The organism is Flavobacterium mesophilum, from assembly GCF_039581405.1.
Taxonomy (GTDB): domain Bacteria; phylum Bacteroidota; class Bacteroidia; order Flavobacteriales; family Flavobacteriaceae; genus Flavobacterium.
On sequence record NZ_JBCPXZ010000005.1, the window covers coordinates 436040 to 448670 of the forward strand.

15 protein-coding genes are annotated in these 12631 nt (G+C 33.8%); 1 reads left to right on the forward strand and 14 read right to left on the reverse strand.

The window, feature by feature from the left end:
- Position 1 precedes the first annotated feature (1 nt).
- Positions 2–1246 carry an ABC transporter permease gene (locus tag AAYQ19_RS17625; RefSeq protein ID WP_343538039.1) on the reverse strand — a complete coding sequence of 415 codons (1245 nt, stop codon included), beginning with the start codon at positions 1244–1246 and terminating at the stop codon, positions 2–4.
- Positions 1239–1940: an ABC transporter ATP-binding protein gene (locus AAYQ19_RS17630; protein WP_343538041.1), complete on the reverse strand. Its 702-nt coding sequence runs from the start codon at positions 1938–1940 to the stop codon at positions 1239–1241. Before AAYQ19_RS17630 ends, AAYQ19_RS17625 begins: the two co-directional genes overlap by 8 nt.
- A gap of 177 nt (positions 1941–2117) precedes the next feature.
- Here AAYQ19_RS17630 and AAYQ19_RS17635 point away from each other — a divergent pair, with 177 nt between their 5' ends.
- Positions 2118–3524, forward strand: coding sequence for a DUF4403 family protein (locus AAYQ19_RS17635; protein ID WP_343538043.1), 1407 nt, complete (start codon positions 2118–2120; stop codon positions 3522–3524).
- Positions 3525–3538: 14 nt separating this feature from the next.
- On the opposite strand, the gene AAYQ19_RS17640 is transcribed toward AAYQ19_RS17635, so the two are convergent.
- From AAYQ19_RS17640 to gcvH, 12 genes are all read right to left on the reverse strand, one after another.
- Positions 3539–3805 carry a CAMCR motif-containing small membrane protein gene (locus AAYQ19_RS17640; protein WP_343538044.1) on the reverse strand — a complete coding sequence of 89 codons (267 nt, stop codon included), beginning with the start codon at positions 3803–3805 and terminating at the stop codon, positions 3539–3541.
- Positions 3795–4379, reverse strand: a complete 585-nt coding sequence (locus AAYQ19_RS17645; RefSeq protein ID WP_343538046.1) for a DUF420 domain-containing protein — start codon at positions 4377–4379, stop codon at positions 3795–3797. Before AAYQ19_RS17645 ends, AAYQ19_RS17640 begins: the two co-directional genes overlap by 11 nt.
- A 2-nt stretch (positions 4380–4381) precedes the next feature.
- Entirely contained in the window at positions 4382–5071 is a 690-nt protein-coding gene (locus AAYQ19_RS17650) for an SCO family protein (RefSeq protein ID WP_343538048.1), read from the reverse strand.
- An 11-nt stretch (positions 5072–5082) separates the two neighbouring features.
- Positions 5083–5724 (reverse strand): hypothetical protein, encoded by a 642-nt coding sequence (locus AAYQ19_RS17655; protein ID WP_343538050.1) that lies wholly within the window; start codon positions 5722–5724, stop codon positions 5083–5085.
- A gap of 79 nt (positions 5725–5803) precedes the next feature.
- Positions 5804–6160, reverse strand: a complete 357-nt coding sequence (locus AAYQ19_RS17660) for a cytochrome C oxidase subunit IV family protein (RefSeq protein ID WP_343538051.1) — start codon at positions 6158–6160, stop codon at positions 5804–5806.
- A 19-nt stretch (positions 6161–6179) separates the two neighbouring features.
- Complete coding sequence (locus AAYQ19_RS17665) at positions 6180–7175, reverse strand: cytochrome c oxidase subunit 3 (protein WP_343538052.1); 996 nt, start codon at positions 7173–7175, stop codon at positions 6180–6182.
- Between the two features lie 42 nt (positions 7176–7217).
- Positions 7218–7805, reverse strand: coding sequence for a cytochrome c oxidase subunit 3 (locus AAYQ19_RS17670; RefSeq protein WP_343538053.1), 588 nt, complete (start codon positions 7803–7805; stop codon positions 7218–7220).
- 2 nt (positions 7806–7807) lie between these two features.
- The gene (gene cyoE, locus AAYQ19_RS17675; RefSeq protein ID WP_343538054.1) at positions 7808–8710 is read right to left on the reverse strand and encodes a heme o synthase; all 903 of its coding nucleotides are present in this window, start codon (positions 8708–8710) and stop codon (positions 7808–7810) included.
- A 157-nt stretch (positions 8711–8867) separates the two neighbouring features.
- Positions 8868–11012 (reverse strand): gliding motility outer membrane protein RemB, encoded by a 2145-nt coding sequence (gene remB / locus AAYQ19_RS17680; RefSeq protein WP_343538055.1) that lies wholly within the window; start codon positions 11010–11012, stop codon positions 8868–8870.
- Positions 11013–11756 (reverse strand): deoxyribose-phosphate aldolase, encoded by a 744-nt coding sequence (deoC, locus tag AAYQ19_RS17685; protein ID WP_343538057.1) that lies wholly within the window; start codon positions 11754–11756, stop codon positions 11013–11015.
- A 108-nt stretch (positions 11757–11864) separates the two neighbouring features.
- Complete coding sequence (locus AAYQ19_RS17690) at positions 11865–12257, reverse strand: VanZ family protein (RefSeq protein WP_343538059.1); 393 nt, start codon at positions 12255–12257, stop codon at positions 11865–11867.
- On the reverse strand, positions 12250–12630 hold the full coding sequence (gene gcvH, locus AAYQ19_RS17695; protein ID WP_343538061.1) for a glycine cleavage system protein GcvH: 381 nt from the start codon (positions 12628–12630) through the stop codon (positions 12250–12252). The genes AAYQ19_RS17690 and gcvH overlap by 8 nt, the downstream gene beginning before the upstream one ends.
- Position 12631 lies beyond the last annotated feature (1 nt).

A 12631-nucleotide genomic window follows, 5' to 3' on the forward strand; every position in this document is an offset into this window, starting at 1 on the left:
ATTATTCGTCTCTAAGTGCTACAATAGGTTTAATTTTGGCTGCTCTATAAGCTGGGAAAAATCCAGCGATAGCTCCGGCAAATACCAATAATACAAGCGTAGTTAAAGCTACACTAAAATCAACTTCTGGATTTCTGAAATATTCACTCTGCACCATTGGCCCAACAAATTCCAGCAATAATAAACTAGCTAGTAATCCGGTAAAGCCAGCAATTGTGGTAATAAAAATTGACTCATGAAGTATCATTGAAATAATAGAAAATGGAGATGCTCCCAAGGCTTTTCTAATTCCAATTTCTTTTGTTCTTTCTTTCACTATAATCAGCATGATATTACTTACACCAACAACCCCTGCAATGATTGTACAAATACCAACCCACCAAAAGAATAATCTTATATATAAATTTAAATCATAAAATTGCTTTGCATCTTTTACTGAATTATATGCACCAATTCCGCTATCATCATCTGGCGCGACCATATTTTTACTTTTAAGTAGCGCCTTTACATCTTGAGTAAACTTTTCTGATTCAGCCAAAGCTTCATCATAATCCTTTGTTTTCTTTAAGTTAAAAGACATATAACTAATTTTATCACCTCCCCCAAAAGCTCTTTGCACCGTAGTTCTAGGCAAATACGCTCTGGATTCCTCTCTTTCTCCTCCAGGATCTGTAAAAACACCCACTACTTTAAAATTGACATTATTGATTGCGATTTCCTTACCTAAAGCGTCTTTATCTTTAAACAAATCTGTTTTTACTTTCATCCCAATCGCCGCTACTTTTTCATTGTTAGCCAAATCGTTACTATTTATAAATCGGCCTTGAACAACGGTAAGGTTTTCTACTGAACCATGATCAGGATCTACTCCTCTGAATTGATAACTTGCAGATTCTTTACCATAAGAAATCGTACCACCCCAAAAATTATATGAAGCAGAACGTAAATCTAATTTATCTTCAAATTTTTGAACAGATTGATTATAATCACTATTTCTAAGCTGAATTTGTCTTCCCGGATTTAATCCTTTGTATTCTTTTGTTGTCGTTCCAGACCAAACCTCAATAAGTCCGGCGGCATCGCGCTCAAACTGTTTTTCAATTCCATTTTGAAGCCCTTTTCCAGCTCCAAGCAAAATCACCAAAATAAAAATTCCAGATGCGACTGAAACTCCAGTCAAAAATGTTCGCAACCGGTTTTTGGAGATCGCTTCAAATATTTCTTGCCAACGCTCAATATTAAACATAAGATGAAGCTCTAACTTGTTCTACTTTTTTGTCATCGATAATTAATCCGTCTTTCAGGACCACATTTCTCTTGCACATAGCGGCAATATCCGGCTCGTGTGTAACGATCAAAATAGTTTTACCTTCATCGTTAATACCTTGAATAAGCTCCATTACTTCATAAGAAGTTTTGGTATCCAAAGCTCCCGTAGGCTCATCCGCAAGCAAAACTTTTGGATTTGAAGCTAAGGCTCTTGCAATTGCAACACGTTGTTTTTGACCTCCTGAAAGCTCATTTGGCAAGTGATGTGAGTGCGAACCCAAACCAACCTTCTCCAAATATTTCATTGCAATGTCGTAACGTTCTTTTCTTTTCACACCTTGATAATACAATGGCATTGCCACATTATCAAGCGCACTTTTATAGTTGATCAAATTAAAAGACTGAAACACAAAACCTAAAAATTTATTGCGGTATTTAGACGCAATTGTTTCGTTCAGTTTTTTAATAGGAGTTTTATCCAAAATATAACTTCCAGAATCAGCTTCATCTAGGATTCCTAAAATGTTAAGAAGCGTCGATTTTCCAGATCCTGAAGATCCCATGATAGCTACCAGCTCGCCTTCTTCAATATTAAAATTTATGCCTTTTAACACATGCAGTTCTGAACTACCCATTTTATAGGATTTATGCAAATCTTTGATTTCAATCATGGTATTGTTAATTTTTTAAAACAATAATAATATTTTTTATAAGTAAATTATGATAACAAAACGTTAATAATTTGATTTTAATATTTAAATAAGACGGCATACTTTTGCAATTGTTACACTTTTTTACAATTATTTAATTGTTTTCTTAATTTTGTGTCACTAAAAAAAATTGTACCAATGAAGCTTACTTCAATTTTCGCTTTATTTACTGCCTCTGCAATCCTTGCTGGCTGTTCTACATCTCAAAAATTAGAAACTTTAAAACCGGAACCCGATGACGCAAGTCCTTTAGTTTATGATGCGAGTCCGTCATTTATTAATTTGCCCATAACCGTAAAATTGGCTGATATCGAAAATCAGACGAATGGTCTTTTAAATGGATTGATTTATGAAGACAACAATATCGAAGATGATGATATTGAAATGAAAGTTTGGAAACAGGCACCTATTAAAATTCAAAATGATCCAGCATCGCCTGATAAAAAGATCAAAACTATTTTGCCCTTAAAAGCAACTGTAAAATACAGAATTGGAACAAAAAAATTAGGTGTTGAACTCTATGATACTCGTGAATTCAATTTAAATGGCGTCATTACACTGTCGAGCGATGTTGCTTTGACGAATTGGAAACTAAACACTAAAACTGAATTCAAATCATTAGATTGGAACGAAAGTCCAACTATGATGGTTTTCGGAAAAAGCATGCCAATTACTTATTTAATAAATCCCGCGATTTCAATTTTCAAATCAAAAATCGAAAAGAAAATAGACGAATCCATTGAAAAATCGATGGATTTCAAACCGAATGTTTTAGCTGCTTTGGAAAAAATCTGTACGCCTTTTCAAATGAGCGATACGTATGAAAGCTGGTTGAGAATTGCTCCTGTAGAAGTTTATTCAACAAATGCGAAGTTGAAAAATGATTCTTTTTTATTAGATATGGGAATGAAATGCAACATGGAAACCATTGTGGGAAAACAACCGGAATCTAAATTCAATGCGAATAAAATCGTCTTGAAACCTGTTGCCAAAATTCCAAATCAAATTGCTGCTAACATTGCCGCTATTTCTACCTACACGGATGCTTCAAAAATAATGACCAAAAATTTTGCCGATCAGGAATTTGGATCCGGAAGCAAAAAGGTGACCGTAAAAAATGTCTCGATTTGGCATAAAGACGGAAAAATGGTTATTGCTTTAGATGTTTTAGGATCAGTAAACGGAACCTTATATCTAAACGGCTTTCCGCAGTACAATCCACAAACAAAAGAAATCTATTTTGACAAACTTGATTATGTTTTAGATACCAAAAGCAAATTGATGCGAACTGCAAGCTGGCTTGGGCAAGGTTATATCTTGAGAAAGATGGAAGAAAGTTGCCGTTATTCGATTCAGCCGAATTTAGAAGAAGGAAAAAAAAGCTTGGCTTCGTATCTTAAAAACTACTCTCCGATGCCAGGCGTTTTTGTAAACGGAAAAATGGAAGATATTCAGTTTGATAAAATCCAATTAACCAATCAAGCCATTATAGCTTTCATCAAAATAAACGGAACGGTGAATGTTTCAGTAAACGGATTAAAATAAAAAAAGCAGTCTAATTAGACTGCTTTTTTCTTTTTAGATTGATACATTCTGTAAATCAGATAACCAATTATACCAACTAACAAATACGGAATTACCATTAGATAAACAATTCCATCATTTACTGCTTCTGCTTTTTTAGTATTTGAATCTCCCGCCAATGCTGCGCGACACATAGCACATTGAGCATTTGCTGAAATTCCGATAAAGAAAACACAAATTCCCAAAAACAAGGTTTGAAATTTTGAGTTTAAATATTGAGTTTTATTTTTATTAATTAGCATAATAAGGAGAAATCATTAAAAATACCACTACTCCAGTTAGAGCAACGTATAACCAAATTGGAAAAGTGATTTTAGCTATTTTTTTATGTCTATCAAATCGCTGTGCAAAAGCCCTAACGTAAGTAATCAGTACAAGTGGAATAATTGCTATTGAAAGCAAAATATGAGTTATTAAAATAACGAAATATACTAATCGAAGCGATCCAACCTTAGCACTTTCTACTGCATCAAGAACTCCATCATGATTAACATCTCCAAACTTAGTAGAATCTGCTGTCATATGATACGCAACATACATCACTAAAAAAGCAACAGACAAAGCAATTGCAAAAGTCATCAAACGCTCATGCAATACACGTTTTCCATTCTTAATCGAAATCACAGCCCAAACTAACACAACAGCCGTTATTCCGTTTATCGTTGCGTAAATTGGAGGCAACATTGACAATGGCTCCACATTGATCCCAAAATCTTTTAGTTTGACACCAAACAAAATTGCCACAACAAGCGGTATTACAATTGAAACCGCAATAATAAATTTATTGTATTTTTTTTCTATCGAATTATCTTCCATTTTTATTCTGCTAATAATACTTTAATATCTTCCTGAATTTCTCTAACTCCTTTTTTATCTAATCCATCATAGTATAAAATAGGATTTCCGAATTCATCTTTTCTGCATCTGATTTTTCCGTCTTTATCAATTAGAGCAAATAATCCAGAATGCTCAAAACCACCGCTCACTTTGTCATTTTCACCAGCATATAAATTAAATCCTTTGTTAGACAAATCCATAATTGTTGCTTTGTCGCCCGTAAGGAAGTTCCAATTTGACGATTTTACTCCAAGCAACTTCGCGTGATCTTTTAAGACCTTTGGCGTATCGTGATTAGGATCTATAGTGATTGAAACAATTCCGAAGTTTGGATTTCCAAAGAAAGTTTTTTCAATCTCCAACATGCTCAAGTTCATTTTTGGGCAAATTGAAGGACAAGTGGTGAAGAAGAATTCTAAAACATAAACTTTTCCTTTATAAGTCTCATTTGAAACTTTTGCACCGTCCTGATTTGTCAATTCAAATTTAGGAGCTGGTCCAATAGTCAACAATTTAGCTGCGTCTTTTGAATCTTTCAAACCTACATTATCCAAGCGGTTTCCTTTTACAACTTCTCCGTTTTTTACTCTATCGACAATTTTCGGCACAGCATAAATTCCGAAAATAAGAACGATAAACGAAATTCCGATATATGATTTATTTTTAAACATGTAGATAAAATTTAAAGTTGTTTAGTAGCGTTGTGATTCTTTTTAAGAGCGGCACGATATTCATATAAAATGATTTTAAAATCATCCAGCATTTCATTGCTCAACTCAGACGGATGAAAAGTATCATACCCTTCCTTATACTCACTCTTATCTTTTCTACCTCTCAGATTTCTTTCTTTATCAACAATATAAACGTTTGGACTTCCAAGATTCTGATCTAATTTCCCTTTTAAATGAAGTCCGTCATAAAACTTTTGAATTTCTTCTTTTGAAGCAAATACAAAATTCCAATTTTTGACATCTGTAAAAGGAGATAAAGCATCAACTATTTTTTGAGCTTCTTTTTCAGTTCCAAGCGGACATAAAACTACAAACTGAAGATCTTCAAAACCGTTATAACGTTTGTAGATTTTTTCATTTAGATTAAAATAATTTCCTCGGTTTTCTAAAATATTTGTACCTCCAAAACCAAGTACAGTAATCTTTTTATTGAGCGAGATTTTTTTTCCGTTTAATGAATTCCAATTTCCAAAATCAGCCACTTTAGGTGTTATTACAGGAAGTGTTGTAAAGCTATTTACACCAGAAGCAAAAAACAAATAGGCTACAATTGGCAAAACAAAAAGTACAAAGAGAACTATATTTTTTTTCATTGTTTATGCGGGAAAATATTGAGGTACAAAAATAAAAAAAGCTCCGTAAATCGGAGCTTCTTTTCGAATTAATATCATGTTAAAAATTCCATTTAATAGTAGAATCTTTAAAAACCCCATAAATATAATGTCCTTCCGTCAAAAGAATAAACAATAAATATAAAACTAGGAAAATAACTGGTGATACAACAGACCATCTAAGGCTGCTTTTTTCACCTTCCATGTGCATAAATGCCCATACAATATAATATGCTTTGAAAACTGTAAGGATATAGAAAATCCAGTTTAACAAATTCAAACCAACAAAATGATTACCTTCTAAAACTGCAGGTTTGTAGATACCAAGAATAACCTCTACTGTAGTTACTACTGATAGTAACGCAAAAACAAACCAGATTCTTTTTGTATTTGATACGTATTCGTGACCGTGTGCCATAATAATAAATCTTAAAAAATTAAACTAAGTAGAAAACTGTAAATACGAATACCCAAACTAAATCTACAAAGTGCCAGTATAATCCAACTTTCTCCACCATTTCGTAGCTTCTTCTTTTCTCGTAAGTTCCTAATAATACATTAAAGAAAATAATGATATTAATGATAACTCCAGAAAATACGTGGAATCCGTGGAATCCAGTGATGAAGAAGAAGAAATCAGCAAATAATTTACTTCCGTATTCGTTTCTAGTTAAGTTTGCTCCTTCTACTACGTATTTTGCAGTTGCTAAACGAGTTTCAGCTTCTGCTCTAGTTAGAATTTTTTTACTCTTTTTTCCGTTATTTTCAATAATCTGTTCTGTTCTTATCAACAATTCAGGGTGCGCTTTAAAACCTGCTTGTACTTCAGCAACTGTATATGTTGGTTGCGTTTCAGCATCTTCCATAAACCATTTTGCTTTAGCTCTAGAAAGTGCTTCTCTTTGTTCAGGTAATTTTACAGCAAACTCTTCAAGAGCAACTCTTTTACCATCTTTATCAACAAACTGTAATAAACTTCCACCTGCTGTTTCTACTGCACCATATTCTCCTTTAATGAAGTTTTTCCACTCCCAAGCTTGAGAACCAACGAAAATTAAACCTCCAATAATAGTTAAGAACATATAAATAGCAACCTTTGTCTTTTTTAATTGATGTCCTGCATCAACAGCCAAAACCATTGTTACAGATGAGAAAATCAAAATAAAAGTCATTAAGGCTACATAATACATAGGAGCCGAAACGCCATGCATAAATGGGAAGTGAGTAAACACTTCATCAGCCAAAGGCCAAGTTTCAATAAATTTAAATCTAGAAAAACCATAAGCAGCAAGGAATCCAGAGAATGTTAAGGCATCTGATACGATGAAAAACCACATCATCATTTTACCATAACTTGCTCCTAATGGTTGGATATCATCTCCGCCTCCCCAAGTTTTTTCGTTGTTATTTGCAGTAGTAACTGTCGCTTCCATAAAAGATATTCGTTAAAAAGTTCCCAAATTTACGTTTTTTTCTTATTTAAAGAAATATAAAAATAAAAATAAATATACCCATAATAAATCCAAAAAGTGCCAATACATCGCACCTAGTTCTATACCAAGAGTTTGAGTCGAATTGTATTTTTGTTTAAAATGATTATAAATTATAATTAAAAGCGAAATTAATCCGCCAGCCAAGTGCAATAGGTGCGTTACAGTAACTACATAGAGAAAAGTTGTAGTAATTGAGCTACCTTGTCCTGTAAAATAATATCCTTTTTCAACGATTTGTCCAAATCCTTGAAATTGTAATACCACAAACAAAACTCCTAAAGCCAAAGTTCCCAAAAGCAAAGCCGTAACTTCACTTCTTTTGTCTTTCTGAATTGCTCTTTTTGCCAAATAAAAAGTAATACTGCAGCCGATAATTACTGCTGTACTATAATAAAATGCTGATGGAAGTTCAAAATCCTTCAACCAGTCGGCTCTTGATTTACTTACCACAAATGCACTTGTAAGTCCTGCAAACATCATGGTCATACTTACCATGGCGAATAACAAAATCAGTTTTGCCGATTTTGATTTTCTTAATTGTTCATCATCTGCTTTAATTGTCATTTCCATAACTATCTTAAAAATTTATCTACTATAAATACGATCTGCAATAGCGAAATGTACGAAACACTCACCAGCATCAACGTTCTTGCCGCTTTTGCAGTTCTCAACTGATACAGCTTTACCGCATAAAACAACATCCACAATCCTAATAAAAACACCAAAACTGCTGCAATTGGAGAAATAAACAATTGCCCTGTATAACCCAAAACCGGAAGCAATGACGCTATAATAAGCCAAATTGTATACAAAATAACCTGCAAGGCTGTGCCTTTATCTTTCTTTCCTGTTGGAAGCATAAAGATTCCAGCTTTTTCATAATCTTCATACAAAAACCATCCAATCGCCCAAAAATGAGGGAATTGCCAGAAAAACTGAATCAAAAACAATGTCCCCGCTTCAATTCCAAATTCGCCTGTAGCCGCAACCCATCCTAACATAAATGGAATTGCACCAGGAAAGGCACCCACAAAAACAGACAATGAAGTAACCGTTTTTAATGGTGTATAGATACTTGTGTATAAAAATATAGAAATTGCAGCAAACATTGCCGACTTAGCATTGATCGTATAAAGCAAACTGATTCCGGTAATCGTCAACAGACTTGCTACAAACAAAGCCATTTTAGGCGACATGCGCCCAGAAGGAACTGGACGGTTTTTAGTTCGATCCATTAAAGCATCGATATCTTTTTCAATTACCTGATTGAATGCATTCGATGCTCCAACCATACAGTAACCGCCAATTGACAAAACAAGCAAAACACTCCATTTAAAAGGGTGTTCATCATTTACACCTAATAAATATCCAGCAATTGAAGAGAACAAAACACTAATAGCCAAACCAGCCTTAGTAATCTCTTTGAAATCCAGAAATATTGATTTTAGTGAAATTGTATTTTTTGTAGCGTTCAAACCTTTATTGTTTGTATATTTTTTTTGAGTGCTGCAAATGTACAAATTAGATTGTAGAATCTAAACCTATAAATTTAGATTTTTTTCAATAAAACCTTTACAAAATAAGGACTTGCAAATCTTTAACACATTTATTTCGAAAAATCCTATAAAAATTCTAGTAATCGAAATACCAATTGAAAATATCCGAACGCAATCCGATAGTAAACCAAGTAGTGCTTTGCTTAAAAGTTGTTGGTGTATCTTGAGTTGGATCGAAGTTTCTATAAATAAAGCTTCCAAACAATTTTAGATTCGTCATTGGGTTGATCAAATAACCTCCTTGGATATCTGCAATAAAAACATCTGTTTTATTTCCTTGACCCACTTTCACCCCTTTATCATAAGGACGTTTTACGTCATAGCTTTTATAGATATCACCTCCATAATTATAACTATCCTGTGCGGTATTAAAATCAAGTCCACGTTTTCCAATATTAAATTTGGCATCACCAAAAAGACGGCCTTTATGATATCTTCCAATCACTACCAGCTCATTGAAGTTTCCGCCCCATTGATGCCCAATACTTTGATTGTTATGCCCATAATTTGTAATTACAGCACTATGCGAGTACACATACGGACGAACATGATTGTATTCTACCTGAAATAAAAGGTCTTTTACATTAAATGCGTTGAAATATTTTCCTCCAATTTGAAAACCAAATTTGTTTTTCCAACTTTGATCTCCCGCTTTCACATCAGAAACTGAAAATTCATCAATTAAAAACTGTGAATACAAATTGATGCTGTTGTTCCATTTGTATTTCCCAGTAATTCCAAGCATTGCATTTCCGCTTCTTGAAGAAGACGTAAACTCAACCGTTCTGTAAAAAATAATTGGGTTCACAAAGTTGACGTCAAATCCTCTATTGTTTGTATCTGTCCAAACAACTGATTCAAAGAAACCTAAGTTTAATCTATTTGAAACATTCCAGCTCAAATAGTGATTCGCCATAAATTTTGTTGCGTATGTCTTATCTACAGTAACCTCTGGACGAACATCCTTCAGCCACATGTACGTATTTGTATATTTGATTTTCCAAAAAGTCGTATTAATTTTAAAATACGGATACGGGCTTGCTCCGTCACCTTCAAGCAACGAACGATATCCATCTCCAATAAAATTTCTTCCATAACCTAACTGAAGATCAAAAAACTTATAAGGTGCATATGTAATATCAGCTTCTGCCAATGGAAAATCATACGCATCAGTTTTAAAACGTTTTGCTATACCAATTCCAGGAATAATCGCTGGATTTCCGCCCGACGGTTTTAATGATTCAGCATAATCATTAAAATATCCCGCAAAACGACCTTGGCTTTCAAAGATAGTCGTCGTAAAGTTTAATTTTTTCCCAAGTCCGCCTTTAAAATTTAAAGCACGCGTATTTACATAAGTATAAGAAGCATCAAGATCTGAAGCTTTTCCAAGTTGTAAATCAACTATAGGGTTTAAAGCCAACCAATAATCTTCTCCTTGAATCTGTACTAAATTTTCATTCCACCATTTTCTTCCTAACCAAGTTGTTGCTTTCTTTTGAAGCGACTCATTTACAGCTCTTAAATTATAATATTTTGAAACCTCGCTGTACGTATAAGGTTTTGAAGCAGTATGACTATTACTTCCTACCTGATTCATAGCGCCATCAAATTGTGCGTAATAACTATGAGAAAAAGGAATATTTAAATGACTGTCAAATTCTGGATTATTGTATTTTTTGTACACAATACTATCCAATTCCGTCATCGGCTTTTCGGCGGGCTTTAAAATTTGCGATGCCGCTAAAGCTTCAGCCGCCAATTGTTCCGAACTTTTTAAAGGAATACTAATTGTGATAGTGTATTTCGAGTACGTAGGCTTTCCATTATAAGTTGAAGGCTTAATTGTTGGGAACTTTGCAAAAACGCGTTTTGCCGCTTCAGATAATTCCTCATTTCCGGTATTTACATAAATGACTTTAAAAACGCCCGTTGCATCAACCTCAAAAAGCACTTTTACCTCTCCTTTATAATTGCTTTGTTTTAAATTTTCTGGCACTTCAAAATTTTGAAAAACAAAATCATGAACTTCTTTATAAAAGCAATCTTCTAATTTTTTATCGGTTAAATTTTCACAATTCTGAAAAACGGGAAACTGTTCACTCGTAAATCCAGATTTAACTGAAGTAGCATTATTTTCCTGCGCAAAAGCAAATAAAGAAGTTATTAATAAAACAAAAGTAAGGGCGCTTTTGTTTGCTAAGTAGGTTTTGGTTTTCATTTAATATTTATTTGGGGTATTCCCTCCGTCAGCAATTGCTTTTGCCGCCGAAGTTCCAATTCGTTTAACACCTAAACGAATCATTTCTATTGCATCTTCATATGATCGCACACCGCCCGCAGCCTTGATTGGCAATGGTGATGCGTTTTCTAACATTATAATAATTACTGGAACCGTAGCTCCATTTGGCAAATCGTTTTCTGTTTTATAAAAACCCGTAGATGACTTTACAAATACAGACGCGTAATTCTCTTCTTTAAAATTAGACACCACTACATTTTTTATCAAAGCAGAAAGCTGGATAATTTCTTTATCTGTCAAGGCAGCCGTTTCAATAATCCATTTTACGGTTTTGTTATGAGCCAAGCCAATTTGCGTGCCTAATAAAATCTCATTCTTGACTAAAGTGGCATCTCCATTTTTGAAAGCTTCGTAATTGCAGACAAAATCCAAATCATCTGCTCCATTTTCAATGGCTTCATTCGCCTCTTTAATTTTGGTTTCCAAATCTGATTTGCCTTCTGGAAAATCAATTACAGTACCAACAAGCAAAGCCGAACTAGCTTCCGAAATCATTTTTTTAGCCAAACTAACATGCTCCGGCCTAATCATGATCAATTTAAATCCTTCTGCAATTGCTTCTTCAATTGCTTTTACAACGACAGCATTATTTTCTGCTTCCGAAAGTCCAGCTTGGGAGGCAGTTTTAAGATACGTTGAATCAAGGTATTGCTTAATGTTCATGATTTTTGTATTTCATCAGATCGGCACAAAAATACATTTTAAATTCAAAAAACAGCACTATTATTAGGCTTCATTTTTGGATAATAAAAAACCCACCGAAGTGGGTAATTATATTCCTATTATTTTATCGATCAGCTTCCTAAAACCTATTGCCGAAAATACTCCGGCGGTCGCACCAATTGTATTGGCTAAAACATCTGTTACATCTGGAGTTCTTGTAGTCGTCAAAACTCCTTGCATAATTTCAATTGTAATTCCGAAGAAAACTGAAAATATAAACGAAATCAGATAGGCTTTATAATCATTTGCATGTTGCCCCTTAAGTTCTTTTTTGAAAAACAAAATCCATGAAATCGTAAATCCAAAATGAAAACAAAAATGAACAATCTTATCTATACTTGGGAAATCTATTGCTGGAATATTACTTGAATTTGTCAAACAAAAATAAGTAATGATACCTGAACAAATAATTGCCCAAATTAAAAGAAGTTGTTTAGGCACCGATAAGTTGTTTGTAAGCTTCGTCAGACAATAATGAATCTATTTCTGATGCATCAGCAATTTTAATTTTGATCATCCATCCTGCTCCGTAAGGATCAGAATTTACAGTTTCTGGAGCGCTTTCTAAATCGTCATTGAATGCGATGATTTCACCTGTTAAAGGCAAAAACAAATCTGAAACTGTTTTTACAGCCTCAACAGTTCCAAAAACCTCATCTTTATTTAATGTCTGATCTAAAGTTTCTACCTCAACATACACGATATCTCCTAACTCTTTTTGTGCAAAATGAGTAATTCCTACAGTCGCAACATCTCCATCGATGCTAACCCATTCGTGATCTTTTGTGTACTTTAAATTTGCTGGTATGCTCATA

Excerpts from the sequence above, each read along its gene's own strand:
- AAYQ19_RS17625 (WP_343538039.1), bottom strand. The coding sequence starts at position 1,246 with ATGTTTAATATTGAGCGTTGGCAAGAAATATTTGAAGCGATCTCCAAA.
- AAYQ19_RS17630 (WP_343538041.1), bottom strand. The coding sequence starts at position 1,940 with ATGATTGAAATCAAAGATTTGCATAAATCCTATAAAATGGGTAGTTCA.
- AAYQ19_RS17635 (WP_343538043.1), top strand. The coding sequence starts at position 2,118 with ATGAAGCTTACTTCAATTTTCGCTTTATTTACTGCCTCTGCAATCCTT.
- AAYQ19_RS17640 (WP_343538044.1), bottom strand. The coding sequence starts at position 3,805 with ATGCTAATTAATAAAAATAAAACTCAATATTTAAACTCAAAATTTCAA.
- AAYQ19_RS17645 (WP_343538046.1), bottom strand. The coding sequence starts at position 4,379 with ATGGAAGATAATTCGATAGAAAAAAAATACAATAAATTTATTATTGCG.
- AAYQ19_RS17650 (WP_343538048.1), bottom strand. The coding sequence starts at position 5,071 with ATGTTTAAAAATAAATCATATATCGGAATTTCGTTTATCGTTCTTATT.
- AAYQ19_RS17655 (WP_343538050.1), bottom strand. The coding sequence starts at position 5,724 with ATGAAAAAAAATATAGTTCTCTTTGTACTTTTTGTTTTGCCAATTGTA.
- AAYQ19_RS17660 (WP_343538051.1), bottom strand. The coding sequence starts at position 6,160 with ATGGCACACGGTCACGAATACGTATCAAATACAAAAAGAATCTGGTTT.
- AAYQ19_RS17665 (WP_343538052.1), bottom strand. The coding sequence starts at position 7,175 with ATGGAAGCGACAGTTACTACTGCAAATAACAACGAAAAAACTTGGGGA.
- AAYQ19_RS17670 (WP_343538053.1), bottom strand. The coding sequence starts at position 7,805 with ATGGAAATGACAATTAAAGCAGATGATGAACAATTAAGAAAATCAAAA.
- remB (WP_343538055.1), bottom strand. The coding sequence starts at position 11,012 with ATGAAAACCAAAACCTACTTAGCAAACAAAAGCGCCCTTACTTTTGTT.
- deoC (WP_343538057.1), bottom strand. The coding sequence starts at position 11,756 with ATGAACATTAAGCAATACCTTGATTCAACGTATCTTAAAACTGCCTCC.
- gcvH (WP_343538061.1), bottom strand. The coding sequence starts at position 12,630 with ATGAGCATACCAGCAAATTTAAAGTACACAAAAGATCACGAATGGGTT.